Annotated in this window: 17 protein-coding genes; 10 read left to right on the forward strand and 7 right to left on the reverse strand. The window is 31.4% G+C overall.

Annotation, left to right across the window (positions count from 1 at the left end; translation table 11 throughout):
• Nucleotides 1-12: 12 nt before the first annotated feature.
• Nucleotides 13-933: a CapA family protein gene (locus tag ACZIYX_RS11125; RefSeq protein ID WP_462682312.1), complete on the forward strand. Its 921-nt coding sequence runs from the start codon at nucleotides 13-15 to the stop codon at nucleotides 931-933.
• Here the strand turns inward: ACZIYX_RS11125 and lptB are convergent.
• The 4 genes from lptB to ACZIYX_RS11145 all read right to left on the reverse strand — a co-directional run bounded on the left by lptB (nucleotide 930) and on the right by ACZIYX_RS11145 (nucleotide 3,925).
• Nucleotides 930-1,673, reverse strand: coding sequence for an LPS export ABC transporter ATP-binding protein (gene lptB / locus ACZIYX_RS11130; protein ID WP_462682313.1), 744 nt, complete (start codon nucleotides 1,671-1,673; stop codon nucleotides 930-932). The two genes, ACZIYX_RS11125 and lptB, sit on opposite strands and share 4 nt — an antisense overlap.
• 82 nt (nucleotides 1,674-1,755) lie before the next feature.
• Nucleotides 1,756-2,106, reverse strand: coding sequence for a carboxymuconolactone decarboxylase family protein (locus ACZIYX_RS11135; RefSeq protein ID WP_462682314.1), 351 nt, complete (start codon nucleotides 2,104-2,106; stop codon nucleotides 1,756-1,758).
• Nucleotides 2,103-2,939 (reverse strand): twin-arginine translocase subunit TatC, encoded by an 837-nt coding sequence (tatC, locus tag ACZIYX_RS11140; protein WP_462682315.1) that lies wholly within the window; start codon nucleotides 2,937-2,939, stop codon nucleotides 2,103-2,105. Before tatC ends, ACZIYX_RS11135 begins: the two co-directional genes overlap by 4 nt.
• A complete protein-coding gene (locus ACZIYX_RS11145; protein ID WP_462682316.1) occupies nucleotides 2,939-3,925 on the reverse strand; it encodes a KpsF/GutQ family sugar-phosphate isomerase in 987 nt (328 codons plus the stop codon). Before ACZIYX_RS11145 ends, tatC begins: the two co-directional genes overlap by 1 nt.
• Nucleotides 3,926-4,141: 216 nt before the next feature.
• Between ACZIYX_RS11145 and ACZIYX_RS11150 the strand changes: the two genes are divergently transcribed.
• A complete protein-coding gene (locus ACZIYX_RS11150) occupies nucleotides 4,142-6,343 on the forward strand; it encodes a RecQ family ATP-dependent DNA helicase (protein WP_462682317.1) in 2,202 nt (733 codons plus the stop codon).
• A gap of 75 nt (nucleotides 6,344-6,418) precedes the next feature.
• Here ACZIYX_RS11150 and ACZIYX_RS11155 read toward each other — a convergent pair whose 3' ends face one another.
• On the reverse strand, nucleotides 6,419-7,666 hold the full coding sequence (locus ACZIYX_RS11155) for a hypothetical protein (protein ID WP_462682318.1): 1,248 nt from the start codon (nucleotides 7,664-7,666) through the stop codon (nucleotides 6,419-6,421).
• A 374-nt stretch (nucleotides 7,667-8,040) separates the two neighbouring features.
• On the opposite strand from ACZIYX_RS11155, the gene ACZIYX_RS11160 reads away from it, so the two are divergent.
• The 4 genes from ACZIYX_RS11160 (at nucleotide 8,041) to ACZIYX_RS11175 (ending at nucleotide 13,106) form a co-directional block, all read left to right on the forward strand.
• On the forward strand, nucleotides 8,041-9,246 hold the full coding sequence (locus ACZIYX_RS11160) for a lanthionine synthetase C family protein (RefSeq protein WP_462682319.1): 1,206 nt from the start codon (nucleotides 8,041-8,043) through the stop codon (nucleotides 9,244-9,246).
• Nucleotides 9,247-9,335: 89 nt separating this feature from the next.
• Nucleotides 9,336-9,608, forward strand: a complete 273-nt coding sequence (locus tag ACZIYX_RS11165) for a hypothetical protein (protein WP_462682320.1) — start codon at nucleotides 9,336-9,338, stop codon at nucleotides 9,606-9,608.
• Nucleotides 9,609-9,972: 364 nt separating this feature from the next.
• Nucleotides 9,973-12,219: a lantibiotic dehydratase family protein gene (locus tag ACZIYX_RS11170; RefSeq protein ID WP_462682321.1), complete on the forward strand. Its 2,247-nt coding sequence runs from the start codon at nucleotides 9,973-9,975 to the stop codon at nucleotides 12,217-12,219.
• 2 nt (nucleotides 12,220-12,221) lie between these two features.
• Entirely contained in the window at nucleotides 12,222-13,106 is an 885-nt protein-coding gene (locus tag ACZIYX_RS11175; RefSeq protein ID WP_462682322.1) for a thiopeptide-type bacteriocin biosynthesis protein, read from the forward strand.
• Between the two features lie 109 nt (nucleotides 13,107-13,215).
• On the opposite strand, the gene ACZIYX_RS11180 is transcribed toward ACZIYX_RS11175, so the two are convergent.
• Entirely contained in the window at nucleotides 13,216-13,578 is a 363-nt protein-coding gene (locus tag ACZIYX_RS11180) for a LytR/AlgR family response regulator transcription factor (protein WP_462682323.1), read from the reverse strand.
• 613 nt (nucleotides 13,579-14,191) lie between these two features.
• Here ACZIYX_RS11180 and ACZIYX_RS11185 point away from each other — a divergent pair.
• The 4 genes from ACZIYX_RS11185 to ACZIYX_RS11200 all read left to right on the forward strand — a co-directional run bounded on the left by ACZIYX_RS11185 (nucleotide 14,192) and on the right by ACZIYX_RS11200 (nucleotide 16,754).
• Entirely contained in the window at nucleotides 14,192-15,124 is a 933-nt protein-coding gene (locus ACZIYX_RS11185; RefSeq protein ID WP_462682324.1) for a peptidylprolyl isomerase, read from the forward strand.
• A gap of 305 nt (nucleotides 15,125-15,429) precedes the next feature.
• Nucleotides 15,430-16,224 carry a hypothetical protein gene (locus ACZIYX_RS11190; protein WP_462682325.1) on the forward strand — a complete coding sequence of 265 codons (795 nt, stop codon included), beginning with the start codon at nucleotides 15,430-15,432 and terminating at the stop codon, nucleotides 16,222-16,224.
• 10 nt (nucleotides 16,225-16,234) lie between these two features.
• On the forward strand, nucleotides 16,235-16,468 hold the full coding sequence (locus ACZIYX_RS11195) for a DinB family protein (RefSeq protein WP_462682326.1): 234 nt from the start codon (nucleotides 16,235-16,237) through the stop codon (nucleotides 16,466-16,468).
• Nucleotides 16,434-16,754, forward strand: a complete 321-nt coding sequence (locus ACZIYX_RS11200) for a DinB family protein (protein WP_462682327.1) — start codon at nucleotides 16,434-16,436, stop codon at nucleotides 16,752-16,754. The genes ACZIYX_RS11195 and ACZIYX_RS11200 overlap by 35 nt, the downstream gene beginning before the upstream one ends.
• Before the next feature lie 88 nt (nucleotides 16,755-16,842).
• Here the strand turns inward: ACZIYX_RS11200 and ACZIYX_RS11205 are convergent, their stop codons facing one another.
• Entirely contained in the window at nucleotides 16,843-17,400 is a 558-nt protein-coding gene (locus tag ACZIYX_RS11205) for a thioredoxin family protein (protein WP_462682328.1), read from the reverse strand.
• Nucleotides 17,401-17,460 lie beyond the last annotated feature (60 nt).

A 17,460-nucleotide genomic window follows, 5' to 3' on the forward strand; every position in this document is an offset into this window, starting at 1 on the left:
AGACTAAAATTTATGCGTGGTAAATCGCTTTGTGCGTTACTTTTAATAAGTATACTCACAGTTTCGTGTGATTTCTTAAATGAAGAACCCGAGGTAAATAAAATCGTTTTTGTAGGAGATCTCCTTTTGGATAGGGGAGTTAGAGAAAGAATTGAATATTTAGGTATACATAGTTTGTTTCATCCTACTATAGATTCTGTTTTTGCAGAAAGTGACATTGTAATTGCAAATTTAGAGTGCCCGGCCACCCAAATTGAAGAACCAATTAATAAAAAATTTATTTTTAGAGCCGATCCAGAATGGTTAACGGTATTGAAAGAACATAAGATTACACATCTTAATATGGCTAATAACCATTCGATGGATCAAGGAAGAAAAGGGTTGGTTGATACAGAAAAGAATATTATAAAAAACGGATTGATACCTTTAGGTTTTGGAGATAATTTAAAAGAAGCTTGCAAAGGGCAGTTAATAGCTTCTTATCCACGAAAAGTGTATGTGTTTTCTTCGCTTCAGGTACCTTCAGAGAACTGGCCGTTTTTAGAAAATAAACCTTGTGTATGCGAAGATTCTTTTGATTCTATAGCCAAAAGGATTAAAAAATTGAAGGCTATAGAGCCCGATTCGGTTATAATTGTTCAATTACATTGGGGGGCAGAACATACTATAAAGCCACTAACGACTCAAAAACAACAAGCTTATTTATTAATTGATTCAGGAGCAGATGTTATCATAGGGCATCATACGCATACTATACAATCGATCGAATTTTATAAAGAAAAACCTGTTTATTACAGTATTGGTAATTTTATTTTTGATCAATCTAAGGCGATAAATTCTAAAGGTCTAATGGTACAAATAGAAATAAAAAAAAAGAAACTCTTGTTCAAAGAAATAACATTTGAGATTGAAAATTGTATGCCTAGACTTTAATTAAAATCTAATTTCTTTTTTCTAAGCTCAAAATTTTGCCCTAAATATACTTTACGAACCATTTCATCTTCTGCTAATTCTTCAGGAATACCCGCCTTTAGGATGCTTCCTTCAAACATTAGATAAGTTCTGTCTGTTATGGCAAGTGTTTCTTGTACATTGTGATCGGTAATGAGGATTCCAATATTTTTATTTTTTAATTGGGCAACAATACGTTGTATGTCCTCTACCGCAACCGGATCTACCCCGGCAAAAGGCTCATCTAAGAGGATAAAGTTTGGATCTGTTGCCAAGGCACGAGCAATCTCTGTACGACGACGCTCTCCACCACTAAGCAGATCCCCACGGTTTTTGCGAATATGCCCCAACCCAAACTCTTCGATAAGTTCTTCCATTTTGTGTAGTTGCTCTTTTTTGGTAAGCTTAGTGAGTTGTAATACACTTAAAATATTGTCCTCAATACTTAATTTTCTAAAAACAGAAGCTTCCTGGGCAAGGTATCCTATCCCATTTTGAGCCCTTTTATACATAGGGTACTTTGTGATATCTGTACTTTCCAGAGTGATTTTTCCGCCATTGGGTTTTACCAAGCCAACGATCATGTAAAAGGAAGTCGTTTTACCTGCACCATTAGGCCCCAGAAGTCCAACAATTTCCCCTTGGTTTACCTCTAGCGAAATGCCTTTTACTACTTTTCTGCCTTTGTATGTTTTTATAAGATTTTCTGCTTTTAACTTCATATCAGAATGACTTCTTTTATATAGTGGATGTTGCTAAAAATGAACTCGTAAATTTACACTATTCTTTTTAACCTTTAATTATTTAAGAGGTTTTTGCTTCCAAAGCATCCCAAAACTCATAAGCACGACGAAGATGAGGGATAACAATAGTGCCGCCAACAAGAGTAGCAATGCCAAGAGCTTCAACTACCTCTTCTTTTTTTAACCCTTCTTTATGGCAAGTCTCTAAATGGTATCGTACGCAATCATCGCAACGTAATACAGCAGAGGCTACTAATCCCAATAATTCTTTGGTCTTTACATTTAAGGCACCTTCCATATAGGCATTAGTGTCTAAATTAAAGATTCTTTTTATTATTTTGTTATTATCTTCTAGAATACGAGAATTCATCTTTTCTCTGTAGTCGTTAAAATCATCAACTATATCGCTCATTTAGATTGTTTTTGTAGTTTTTTATTTTGTTTTTTGATCACAGCTTTAGAAATAAATATACTTATTTCATATAGTATTAATATAGGAATAGCTACAATAACCTGGCTGGCAATATCAGGAGGGGTAATTATAGCAGAAAGTATCAATACGATTACCAGAGCAAATTTTCTGTATTTTCTTAAAAACTCCGGAGTAACCAAGCCTATTTTAGTAAGAAAAAACATGACAACCGGAAGTTCGAATATTAGCCCGCACGCAATCACGGATGCCCTTACCAAAGCGATATAGCTATCGATATCAAATTCATTGAGAACTTCTTTGCTAACTTGATACCCCCCTAAGAAATTAATAGATAAAGGAGTAATAACATAATATCCAAAAAGTACCCCAAGAAAAAAAAGAAAAGAGCATATAATAATAAAACCCTTAGAATATTTTTTTTCATTATCATACATAGCAGGAGCAATAAATTTCCAGAATTCATAGATTACATAAGGAAAAGCAATTATAAACCCGGCAGTTATAGATGTCCAGATATGAACAGAAAATTGTCCTGCTACCTTCCTGCTTTGTACACTAAATGGTAGCTCTTTAAAACATAAACTTTCATCTAAGCCCAAATATTTGGATAAATTACAAAGCGCTTTGTAGGTAGGGAAATCAGGTTTTTTAGGACCAAAAATCAGTACATCAAAAACAAATTCTTTAGCAATAAAAGCTATAACTCCGGCAGTCATTACCGCAATAGTAGCTCTAATTAAATGCCATCGTAACTCTTCCAGATGATCTAAAAAAGACATGGAATGAGGGTTTTTTTTATTTTTTTTTGCCATTATATAATACCTTCTCGAATTAGATCATGAATATGTAAAAAACCAGCATATTTACCATTTTCTACAGCCAATAATTGTGAAATAGAATTTTCTTCTAGTTTTTCAAGAGCATCGATTGCCATGGCATCATTACTAATGCTTTTTGGATTTGGAGACATAATATCCTTGGCAGTTAGTTTTTCAAAAGAAGATATGTTGGTAGTAAGCATTCTACGTAAATCCCCATCTGTAATAATTCCCAAAATAACCCCGTTTTGAGTAACCGCAGTGGCTCCTAATCTTTTTTCTGTCATTTCTACAATTACACTAGTAATATTGGAGTCCGGGGATACTTCGGGTTTTTCATTTTGAGAAGTAATATCACTTACTCGCAAATAGAGTTTTTTTCCTAAAGCTCCGCCCGGATGGTATTTGGCAAAATCCCTGCTGGAAAAACCCTGAAGATGCAAAAGGCAAACAGCAAGCGCATCTCCAATAACAAGTTGGGCAGTAGTACTTGTTGTTGGTGCCAGATTATTGGGGCATGCTTCTTTTTCTACATAAGCATGTAAAACATAATCAGCTTCCTTGCCTAAAAAAGACTCTTTGTTGGAAGTAATACCTATCAAAGTGTTTTTAAAGTTTTTGATAAGGGGTACCAACACTTTTATTTCGGGAGTGTTTCCACTTTTTGAAATACAGATAACAATATCGTCTTCAAGAATATTTCCTAAATCCCCATGAATAGCATCTGCGGCATGCATAAAAACCGCAGGAGTTCCTGTAGAGTTCATTGTTGCCACAATTTTGGTGGCAATAATAGCACTTTTGCCAATACCGGTGATAATAACCCTGCCTTTTGATTTATGAATGCTTTGGACAGCGTTAGAAAATTCTTCGTCTACAAGCTCTTCTAAATAGGCAATTGCACGGGCTTCTTCGGCGATAGTTTTTTTTGCGTATGAAATTATAGTATCCTGAGTGTTCAAAATTTTAAAAATTTTCATGTTATAATTAAAGATTTTATTATCTTTAATTTACGCAAAGGTATACAATACCTTATTAATTTTAAATAGTCATAAAAAAAAGCATATTAAATAATGCTTTGTTTATCTTTGACGTATTAAAGTTAAAAACGAAATATCCACTGGATCTGTCTTGGGGAAAACGGATTTTAGTGTTAGTGAATCTTTATTTATTGGTATATAAAAGTATAATGTTTAATGAGTTTGAATGAAACTGACTTGCAAAGTGCTTTAAAAAAACACTTTGGGTTTAGTCAATTTAGAGGACTACAGGAAAAGGTAATACAAAGTATTTTAGAAAAACAAAATACTTTTGTAATAATGCCTACAGGTGGAGGAAAATCCCTTTGTTATCAATTACCTGCTTTAATGTGCAAAGGTACCGCTATCGTAGTGTCGCCTTTGATCGCATTAATGAAAAATCAAGTAGATGCTATTCGAAGCATCTCATCGATAGAAGGGATAGCCCACGTGCTTAATTCGTCTCTTAATAAATCTGAGGTGAGAAAGGTAAAAGAGGATATTGAAAATGGAGTAACCAAACTGCTATATGTGGCTCCTGAATCTCTGACCAAAGAAGAATATGTTGATTTTTTAAAATCTCAGGAAATCTCCTTTTTGGCGGTAGACGAAGCCCATTGTATTAGTGAGTGGGGACATGATTTTAGACCAGAATATCGAAATCTTAGAAGTATTATTAAAAGAATAGGAGAAGATATTCCAATTATTGGACTTACAGCTACTGCTACTCCAAAAGTACAAGAAGATATTCTTAAAAATTTGGCAATGAGTGATGCAAAAACTTTTAAAGCATCCTTTAACCGACCAAATTTATATTATGAAATACGCCCCAAAACAAAAAATGTAGATGCAGATATTACCCGTTTTGTAAAACAAAACGCAGGCAAAAGCGGTATTATATATTGCCTTAGCAGAAAACGAGTAGAAGAACTGGCACAAACATTAGAGGTTAATGGAGTAAAAGCGGTACCTTATCATGCAGGGTTAGACGCAAAAACCAGAGCAAGACATCAAGATATGTTTTTGATGGAAGATGTTGATGTAGTGGTTGCTACTATTGCCTTTGGAATGGGGATTGATAAACCAGATGTGCGATTCGTGATTCATCATGATATGCCCAAAAGTATAGAAAGCTATTATCAAGAAACAGGTCGTGCGGGTCGAGATGGGGGAGAAGGGCACTGTTTAGCGTACTACGCATATAAAGATATCGAAAAACTTGAAAAATTCATGAGCGGAAAGCCTGTTGCAGAACAAGAAATAGGACACGCTTTATTACAAGAAATAGTAGCTTTTGCCGAAACTTCTATATCCAGACGTAAATTTATTTTACACTATTTTGGAGAAGAGTTTGATGAAGTAAATGGAGAAGGAGCGGATATGGATGATAATGTTCGTAATCCTAAGAAAAAACACGAAGCAAAAGACGAAGTTAAACTTCTTCTGGAAGTGGTTAGCAAAACAGGTGAAATTTATAAATCAAAAGATCTGGTAAATACACTTATAGGTAAAAGTAATGCGTTGATTATTTCTCATAAAACCCACCAACAACCTTTCTTTGGCAGCGGTAATGCCAAAACCGGTAATTATTGGATGGCTCTTGTAAGGCAAGTGCTGGTAGAAGGATATTTGCGTAAAGATATCGAAACGTATGGAGTGATCAGAGTTACTGAAGAAGGAAAAAATTTTATTAACAATCCTGCCAGTTTTATGATGACCGAAGATCATGTTTATAGCGATGAGGCAGAAGATTCTATAATTACCGCAGCAAAATCTGCCGGCAAAGGAGGAGACGATATATTGGTAGCAATGCTTCGGGATTTAAGAAAATCAGTAGCAAAAAAAATAGGAGTACCTCCCTTTGTGGTTTTTCAGGACCCGTCTATTGATGATATGGCTTTAAAATATCCTGTAACTATAGAAGAATTAGCAAATGTTCATGGAGTAGGAGAAGGGAAAGCCAAAAAATATGGAAACGAATTTGTGGCTCTCATTGCAAAATATGTTGAAGAAAATGATATTTTACGACCCGATGATTTTGTGGTTAAAACCACAGGGGCCAATAGTGGTCTTAAATTATATATTATACAAAACGTAGATCGTAAATTACCGCTAGATGATATAGCCGCAGCAAAAGGAATGAATATGACTACCTTTATTAAGGAAATGGAAGCTATAGTATATAGTGGTACTAAACTTAATATTGCATATTGGATCGATGAAATCCTTGATGAAGACCAACAAGAAGAGATTCATGAATATTTTATTGAAGCAGAAGATGATAAAATAGATAAAGCAATAGAAGAATTTGATGGAGATTATGACGATGAAGAGTTGCGTTTGTATCGTATTAAATTTATTAGTGAAGTAGCAAATTAAAGACATCAAAAAATAGAGTCTGTTATACATAAAAAGGTGTTCTTGTTTTGAGAACACCTTTTTGTGTATAAAAAACTACATTTCAAAATTTGATAACTGTTTTTTATTGTGTTTAGATAAATTTACAGAAATATACAAGCTTGATGTGGAGAGTTCTGATTTGGATAATGAAGTGCTTAATGTTTCGCTTTTAGCAATATTCTTATCCGAATATATACGATATCCAACTTTAAAACGCCCAACACCAAATCCGCCTCCATAAAAGTAATCCAAAGTGATTTTTTTAACACTCTTAAAAACAGATTCAGTTCCCAAATCATGATCTGCAGAAAGCCCTCCTTCAAAGAAAAGTTCAAAATCCGAACTTAAATAAATGTGGAACCTGGGAGCCAAAGCCACATTAACGCTTTTAAAATCCAGAGTTAATGGTTTTATTGTTCCAGAAACATTGTTTTGTTGTGTAGAAAATGCCCTATATGTAGACTCTAAGAAAAAACTAAGATCAACCTTATAAAATGGAATAAAAGTTTCTAAATAAATACCGTATTTTGTGGCTAATACATCGTCATAGATAACCGGTTGATTAGGATTGAACTCAGACGGGTGTGAAAAACTTACAAAATCTAAAGAACCTATAAGTCCAACTTTGGTTTGGCTAATCTTTCTTTTTACTACATACTCTATTTTTGCCCCTTTGCAATTATTATAATCAGCAAAATAATTTTTTAAATCTCTTTGGGAATGTGTAAGTTCTGCTACATCTTGATTGCCACAATTTACATATTGTTGTAATTGTTCTTTAAATTGAGTATTAGCTTTTGGGATAACTTTTTCCCCCACTTTTTTACTCTCATCGGGCACATAATAAGTCTTATAAATTAATAATTCAGGGTACGGGTTTTCTTTGGATGTATAAAAAAACCGATGCACATCATTTTCAGAATATTGATATAAAGAAGCTTCACTTTTTAGGATTACCCTAAGAAAAACTTTTTTAATTTTCAGATCAGGGCTTTCACTTTTTGTAGATTTTCCAACATTGTCACCCCTAAGGTCAAACTTCATAATATACCTCTTGAAAATATAATCCTGACCTACACCAAATTCTTTATAATCTTTAATTTTACCAATAGATGGCGTTGATGAGATTGTTTTTTTCCAGGTAAACTCTGTTGGATTGTTTTTCCAGGATATTTTTTTTATAAGACATTCTTTGCGGTTTCCATCGTTATCAATGAAATATCCGGATTCATAAATATTTTGAGCAAAAATAGTAGAAGTAAATAACAAGCAAAATAGTAGTAGAGTAAATAATAGTTTCATTGCATAAATTGGTTATTCTTAATTGGTTTTTGTTTAAAGTAATCTTCTATAACAAGTATGTTCTGTATTTATTGCTTTTAGACCCGGTTTTTAATGATGTATTTTAATATTGCGCTCAGAAAGAAAACCAAAAATTCAACTCCCTACAGAGATTTTTATTATGCTAAACGCGTTTAAATTGATTTTGATATCGGTTATAAAACTATTTAAAACGCTTGTCAATAATTGAAAATTACATTGAAATATTGCTGTTATATTTAGACTTGAATTTTATGGTTCCATTTATTTCCAGTATTGATTATAACAAATAGGTGTCAACATTTTTTATTGTAAAACCCTGCTTAAATTATAAAACATTTTTTTGAATTTTGAGAATGAGAAAAATATTAGAAAAACAACTAAGTGAGATAAGCTTGATTCTTAGAGATGAATATAAAAATGATTCAGAAATAGGAATCTTCTCAGGGATATCGGGAATTTCTCTTTTTCAATTCTATTATTCAAAATACTCAGGGATTGATAATTATTCAGATTATGGAGTTGAAGTAATAACAGAATCGATAAATAGGATTAATGAAGGGTATAATTATCCCCCATATTGTGGAGGTATAGCAGGAGCAGGATGGGTTGTTGATCATCTCTCAGAAGAGGGCTTTGTAGAGATTGATGCTGATGGATTATTGAGTGATTTAGATATGTATTTATATAATACTATGATTACGGATATTACAAATAATAATTATGATTTTTTGCATGGAGCTATTGGTTATGGTTATTATTTTTTGAAGAGATTAAAAAATACAAAATCAAAAAAATTAAAATCTCGTTATATTAATTTTTTGTCAGAATTATTGAAACACCTACAACATTTATCAATAAAAGATGAAAATGGAATCAAATGGCTGTCAGTAGTAGATCAAACAACAGGTGCACAGGGGTATAATCTCAGCTTATCTCATGGTATGTCCAGTATCATAAATTTCCTTTCTCGTTTACATAAGTATCCCGAATTTAAACAAACAGTCTCTCCTTTATTAAAAGGAGCAATATCCTTTGTTCTAAACTATGAAAATAAAGAGGAGGATTTTTTATCGTTATTCCCTAGTTGGATTTCAGAACCTTATGAAAAAAACTCTAGCAGACTATCATGGTGTTATGGTGATCTGGGATTAGGGGTTTCTTTACGTATAGCGGCAATTGAATTGAAAGATGATGGTCTATACAATAAAAGTATAGAAATTTTAAAGCACTCTGCGCACCGTAGAACCAAAGAACAATCTTTTGTGAGAGATTCTGCTATATGCCATGGAGCTTTTGGTAATGCACTTGTTTTTTCGAGATTATATAAGGAAACTCATGATTCTCTTTTTAAAGAAACTGCTACATATTGGATTGAAGAAGGAGTGGCCATGGCAACTTTTGAAGATGGATATGCCGGATATAAGCAATGGAATGGAGCTGAAGCACTATGGGAAAATGAAATAGGATTTCTTACAGGAATAGCAGGGATAGGTATGACAATATTATTTTACTTATCTGATTTTGAGACATCATGGGATGAGTGTTTGATGATATCTTAAAAATACTATGGGTTTTCAAGAAAAGTAGAACAAGTAAAAGTATTTGTGAAGAATACTTATTTATTTAATAACAATTAAAAATTATAATCATGAAAAAAAAGAAGTTATCAAGTTTAAGTCTAAACAAGAAGACTATTTCTAAATTTAATAGTTCAAAAATAACTGGGGGTGGATATACTGATGGGCCATCTTGGGGTGGTTGTGCTGTAAACACTGTATCTTGTAATGCAAATGGTTGCAGTGTAACACATCCTCCTCAAACACAAGGTCCTGGATGTACACGACCTACTTTAGAGCTTTCTTATTGCCAAGGTATTCAAGGGGTTCCTGTAGGCTGTATTTCTGTTAATCCTTGTGCATAAGAATGAGGCTTGCTATAAATAATCTTTGATTATTTATAGCTATTAAAATTATGAATTTCTAATTTAAAAAAAATCTCAGAACATATTTGTATCTGGGATTTTTTCTAATCAAAAGTAAACTTCTGAAACTTTATTATACCATTTTAACTTTGAAATAGTACGTATAGAAATTGAATTTATTTTTTAAGTATTCAAGGCAAAAAGCTTGTGCCAGACTTGATCTGGTATCAAGCATAGCTGTAGTTACGGTTATATTTTTTAACGAAGAATAGATGAAAAAGAAATAATTTATTAGTGCTATTTCAAAGTTAAAATGGTATTATATTGATAATCATAAAAATTATTTAACCTTTCATTTTATAAAATGATAAAAACAAAAAATCCATACCAAAGTTTTAATAAGTTTGTAATAAGATCTCCTTTGTTGTCTTTAAATTTTTATAAAGAACTAACTAATGAGAATGTAATTGACAATGAGCAGTTAAAAAAAATATGCAATGACTCTAAGATAAGAGAAGCTATTTTTTTGGCATCACCATCTTTATATTTTGAATTAGAAAAATGGTTAAATGAAGAATTGACCAATAAAAAAGAAATTGACAAGCTCACCAGTTCAATTTTAAAATATCTGAGTAGAATGTCCTCGCGTTGCACCCCTTTTGGAATCTTTGCAGGGTGCGGAGTCGGGGAGTTTTCTAAAAAGAATGATCTAGAACTTAAACTAGAGGGAAATAACAAACGTCATACACGTTTGGATATGAACTATTTGGTTGCGTTATCACAGGATTTAATCAAAAATAAGCATATCCAAGATCAGCTGCTGTTTTTTTCAAATTCCAGCATATATAAAGCAGGAGATTTTCTAAGATATATTGAATATTATCATATTAACAGCAAAAGATATCATCAGATAATATCGGTAGATCATACAGAGTACTTACAAGAGATATTAGAGGCTTCAAAAAAAGGAGTTTTATTAAAAGATTTAGTCAAATTATTAGTAGATGACGAAATTGAAGAAGAAGAAGCTTTATCCTTTATTGAAGAAATGGTAGGGAGTCAATTACTAATAAGTGAGTTAGAACCCTCTGTGACGGGAGACGAGTTTTTGTTACAAATAATTAAAGTATTAAAAAAATTAAACGGAGTAGAGGATATAATTATAATATTAGAATCGGTTAATACTATTTTAAAAAATATTGATCGTTGTATAGGTAATGAAAGGAATGAATATGCGAAAATAAATGAATTATTAAAAAAAATAGGTACTGATTTTGATATAAAATATTTATTTCAGACCGATATGATTCTTAATCTTGCAGATAATAAATTAAGCGATCAGGTTATTGATAAGGTAAAGAAAGGAATCTCATTTTTTAATAAAATATCACCACCGATGAGGGATACAAATATTAAAAAATTTAGAGAAGCATTTTATGAACGTTACGAAAATAGAGAAGTTAAATTATCTCAAGTCTTAGATACAGAAATGGGAATAGGATATCTTCAAGATCAAGGCTCGGGAACGGTAAATCCACTTGTAGATGATCTCTTTGTCGGATATTCATCCCAAGACTCTTCTATGGGAAATATATCATGGAATGCATTTTATTCCTTATTATATAAGAAACTTAATGAAACTATCTCAAAAAAAGCATACAGCTTAAAACTTGAAGATAAAGACTTCGAAAGTTTTCAAAAAGAATGGAATGATTTGCCGGATACTTTATCTGTTATGACAGAAATCACAATAGTCGATGGTAAAGAAATGATTTTTATGAATGGTGCAGGAGGGTCAAGTGCAGCCAATCTATTTGGTAGGTTTTGCCATGGTGATTCAGAATTACATGAATATACTAAGAAAATAATTGATTCTGAAGGTGTTATAAATAAAGGGAAAATAATGGCCGAAATTATACATCTACCCGAATCAAGAGTGGGTAATATATTGGCAAGACCAACATTGCGGGAATATGAAATTCCATATTTGGCAAAATCATCTGTAAAGGAGAAAAATCAGTTAATACTTGATGATCTTATGGTTTCGATTAAAAATAATAAAGAAGTTTTTTTACGATCTAAAAAAAACAATAAACAAGTGATTCCATATTTAACGAATGCACATAATTATTCATCTAATTCATTACCTGTTTATCATTTTTTATCCGATATGCAATTACAAAACAGACGTGGTGGTATAGGGTTTAATTGGGGACCTCTGGCAGGAGAATTTGAATTTTTACCAAGAGTTACCTATGAGGATATTATTTTTTCAAAGGCAACCTGGAACTTTAAAAACGCATCTATTCAACCTTTTATTAAACTAATAGAAAGAGAAGAAGAATTGCTGAAAAAGTTTTCAGAATGGAAATTAGAAAAACAATTGCCCCAATATGTAAAATTAATAGAAGGGGATAATGAATTATTAATATGCTTAACCAATGTGACTTCCATAAAAATGCTTTTAGATACGGTCAAAAATCAAGCTACATTTGTATTGTCTGAATTTCTGTTTTCAGAGGATGGAATACTAAAAAGAGATAAAGAATATTATTCAAATCAAGTAGTTGTCTCCTTTTATAATGAGGAAAAATTGAATGTAAACAAATAATTATGAATAAAGGTATACAACGTTCCTTTATATTAGGAGAAGAATGGCTATATTATAAAGTTTATACAGGTCCTAATACAGCAGATTTTATATTAGGGAATATAATAAAGCCAATTACGGATGATTTGTTAAAGAAAGGTTGGATTGATAAATGGTTTTTTATTAGATATGCAGACCCCAAGGAACATCTTAGAATCCGTTTTCATCTTACACATTTAGACTGTTTGGGTAAAATAGTTTCATTGATAACTCCTCATTTAAAAGATTTGATTCATAAAGATTTAATATGGAAAATTCAAACAGATATTTATCATCGTGAGATAGAAAGATATGGAACTAATACAATAGATGAGGCTGAATCCCTGTTTTTTTACGATAGCGTAATGATAAGTACACTAATTAGTATAATTGAAGGGGATGAAGGAGAAGAAATACGTTGGCTTTTTGGTTTAAAGGCAATCGACAGGTTATTAGATAGTTTTCGGTATACAGAAACTCAAAAAATAGAATTATTAAATAATCTAAAAGCTAATTATAGAAATGAGTTTCATGAATCTAAAATACTTAATAATCAAATAAAAGATAAATATAGAGATAAAAGAAAAAGAATCGAGGAGTTCATGACTTTTGAAACTTCTAGCACTAAAGATTATCAACCTTTGTTAAATATCTTAAATAAAAAGCATATAGATATGTGCCCAGTAGTTGAGTCTATACTTGGTAAGAAATTAGAAAAAGATATAAATGATTTATTATCAAGCTATATTCATATGTTAATGAATCGCTTATTCAAATCTAAAAATCGTATTCATGAAATGATTTGCTATGATTTTTTACATCGTTACTATATGTCAAAAAATGCAAGAAGAAATAGATTTCTTAAATGAAAAGCGCTTTAATTAATATATACTTTGAGGTATAACCTATTCTTACTATGAATTAATAATATTACTTTGCATATTAACAGTTATTAATATACATGATTTTTTTATTGGATTATGAAAGGCTTTTTATTAATTCAAATAATTTCGATTTATTACGTATAGAAACAATGATTTTTTCTTTATTACTAAGAGTTATGGCTTCTTTTTTATAAATAGAGTGTATATGTGTAATATTAATAAGAGTAAATCTATTAGCTCTAAAAAAACCTTTTTTGGATAATAAACTTTCATAATATTTTAAAGATTTTGATGCTAAATATTTCGATTTATTTACTAGTATAAAAATACTGTAGTTACCATCTGCCTCACACTTAAGGATATCATTTGTGTTTATAGCTATGTGTTCATCTCCTATATGAATCAATAATTTTGAAACATTAGATATTTGTTCAAGGATAATATGGTTTTGTGCCAAAATATATATAATTAATTTACTAATTAGAGTTGTTTAATAATCGTTTAGGTTTAGAGTAAATTATTAAAATGACATCTTGATTTTTACTTAATTAAAAGTAAATAGTACAGATATGAATTTCTAAATATGGTTATTAGTTAATGTTATGAGTATGAAAAATGTTACCTTGACTATAGATAATATTTTATATAAAGTTTTATTGTTGTCTGGCTAAAGTAAGGGAGCTTATTTAGAAACCCAGTAAAATAAAAGGTTCTCAGAGATTTTGTTATTTTAGGAATTGTTTTTTAGCTTTTTTTAAATCCTCTCATTTTTTATAAGAATCATTTTAGAGATTGAATGGTGCTGGTTTAAAATAAAGTAGAGTTTGGGTTCTTGTATCTTGAAGCGATAGTAATTTGGAGCTTTTACAGAACACCAATGGTATTTTTTGGTTTTCAAAAGTTAAAATGGTATTATTCTGGATAATTGGATGTTTTTATTGATTATTACTTCATGAGTTTTGATTGTGCTAGTTTCTTACACACATAAAACTTTGATAAACTCTAATATCAAACCAAAGTCAATTACTTATCTTTGCGACTTTAAATTAAAAAGCTTAAAAAACTACATTATGCAAGAAGGATTATACGCAAAATTTAATACAACAAAAGGAAGTATTCTTATTAATTTAGAATATAAGAAGACACCGGGAACGGTAGGTAATTTTGTTGGTTTGGCCGAAGGTAATATAGAAAACCAAGCAATCCCACAAGGAAAACCATATTATGACGGCTTAAAATTTCATAGGGTAATTGCAGATTTTATGATTCAGGGAGGAGACCCTCAAGGAACAGGATCAGGCGGCCCCGGATATCAATTTGATGATGAGATACACCCTGATTTAAAACATGATGGCCCTGGGGTACTATCAATGGCCAATGCAGGTCCTGGGACAAATGGAAGCCAGTTTTTTATTACTCATGTAGAGACTTCTTGGTTAGATGGTAAACATACTGTTTTTGGTAAAGTAATAGAAGGACAAGATGTAGTGAATAGCATTGAACAAGGAGACAAAATCGAATCTGTAGAAATTCAAAGAGTAGGAACAGATGCCGAAAATTTTAATGCAGTAGAAACCTTCAGAAGTTTTAATGGCGCCAAGGCAGAACGGGAAGCCGCAGCTAAGAAAAAGACAGAAGATTTATTAGAAGAGCTGGCAGCAGGGTTTGATAAAACCAATAGTGGTTTACGATATAAAGTTATTCAGAAAGGAGATGGTGTAAATGCAGAAAAAGGAAAAACAGTATCTGTACATTATAAAGGAAGTCTTACAGATGGCACAGTGTTTGATTCTTCTTATAAGCGTAATCAGCCTATTGATTTTTCATTAGGTATGGGGCAAGTGATTTCAGGTTGGGATGAAGGAATCGCATTGCTGCAAGTAGGAGATAAAGCAAGATTTGTGATTCCACCATATTTAGGATATGGAGAAAGAGGAGCAGGTGGAGTTATCCCTCCAAATGCAACACTTATTTTTGATGTAGAACTAGTAAATGTGAAATAGATCTTTTCATATTTAATTTTCGAAAAAAATCCCAAATACCAGCAATATTTGGGATTTTTTTTTGGTTTTTTAGCATTAAAAGGTTATAAAATTTATTTTTTTGATAAAAGAGAAGGAGGTGAAAATAAATTGCGATATCCAAAATAGTGTTTTTGTGTTAAAAGCTTTACTTTTAATTTTTTATACTTAATTTAATATTAAATTTATTTTTTTTTAACAAAATGATTTTTGTTAAAAAGATATATTAAGGTGTTTAAATCCTCTTTTATTTATACTTTAAGTGAAAATAGCTATACCCCCTAGATATGAAACAAAAACTTATTATTTTTTTAACCCTTTATAGTATATGTCTTGTTAGGAGTCAAGAAAAGGAAGATATTTTGGTTAATATTAATGATCAAATAGAGATAATAGATGGATATATAGAATTTGAAACTTTTTACTTAGATCCGGAAGAGTTTCTGGATAAAATGGCAGATCACGGTGCAGAACTAAATGGATATTATGAACATGAAAGACTTAAAAAAATTGTTAGAAAGGTAGGGACCCGAACGACAGATATAATAACTGTGTTTTATTTTTGGAATGATAACCTAATTCATGTTAACTATAAACAACGTCCTTATGTAGAGAAAAAAAACGAAAGAGGACAAGTGGTTTTGGATTACTCTAATGCATATACTAAGTACGAATCCAAACATTATTTTGATAATGATAAAGAAATAGAAAAAAAAGAAATAGGCAAGCCTATAGACGAAATTACTCTTGAAAAAGGCTTTATTAAGTATGCTGAAAAAATGAAATCTTTGTTGGATAATAAATTTTATAACCGAGATATTTATCGGGCACTACAAGGAAAATGGCTTTTTATCCAAAATACAGAAGATTATATAATCTTTGAAGGAACAATACGATTTAATTTTTATAATGGTCGGTTTGCAAATCGTTTGAAAACCAGAATTGAAAACGATATTTTGATTTGTTTTTTTCCAATGGATGATCGTACTTATAGATATAAAATCGAAAGCGTAAATGATACAATGCTTGTATTAACAGATCTGTCTTCCAAAGAAGAGTTTTCGTATGCAAAAGTAGAATGATTTTTAAACTATGGATTTATTAAGGTATCCTTTAGGTAAATTTGAATGCCCAAAAGTTATAACTTCGGATCATATCCAAAGATGGATATTTGATATAGAAGAGTTACCTGAGAAATTATCAAACTTGGTTTCCGTTTTTAGCAAAAAACAATTAGAAACAACATATCGTGTGGGAGGATGGACAGCTAGACAAGTGGTACACCACATTCATGATAGTCATCATAATGGATATATTTCGGTTTAAGTGGGCATTAACAGAAGATACCCCTATTATAAAAGTGTATAGAGAAGAGTTATGGGCAGAATTATTTGATACAAAATCAGCACCGGTTCATCTATCTTTGGATCTTATAAAAGCACTTCATGCTAAATGGGTTTATTTTTTAAGAGGTTTGTCTTCCTTGGATTTACAACAAAAATTTGTGCATCCAGAGGATAATAAAATAATTTCTTTAGCAGAAGATATAGGTATATACGCATGGCATGGCAATCATCATTTAGCACATCTGCAAATTATTGCAGGACTTTAATAGTACCATACCATGTGTTTTGATTAGTAGGTTTTATCTTGTATGCTTGCTTGATAAATGTTGATTTAAAAAAGAGAAAGAGATATACTTATTCTTTCCATTTTATGTTGCACCCAATACTAGGTTTTTGATTTTCAGGAACTTTTGAGTTGCGAAGTACTGCATCTAATGCCTGACGAAGATCTCTGCCGTTTACAGGAATTCCGTTGCCGGGTCTTGAATCATCTAGTTGACCTCGATAAATCAGTTTTAATTCTGTATCAAATAAATAAAAATCAGGAGTACATGCTGCATCATACGCTTTGGCAATATCCTGATTTTCATCAAAAAGATAAGGAAAAGTATATTTATTTTTTTGTGCTGTTTTCCACATTTCTTTAGGAGCATCTTGGGGGTATTTGTCAATATCATTACTGCTTATAGCTACAAAACCAAACCCTTGAACACGATAATCATTTGCTATGCGGACAATTTCTTCATTAACATGAATAACAAACGGGCAATGATTACATATAAACATGATAACTGTCCCCTTTTCACCTTTAATAGTATTTAAACTAACTATATCATTAGTAACTGTATCTGTAAGCGAGAAGTCTGGAGCAATAGTGCCCAGAGGCAACATATTTGAAGGGGTACGAGCCATATTTTTTTATTTTTAATAAGTCTGCAAATTACAATTTTATGCTTCAATATAAAAAAACAC

Source organism: Aquimarina sp. (genome assembly GCF_977115655.1).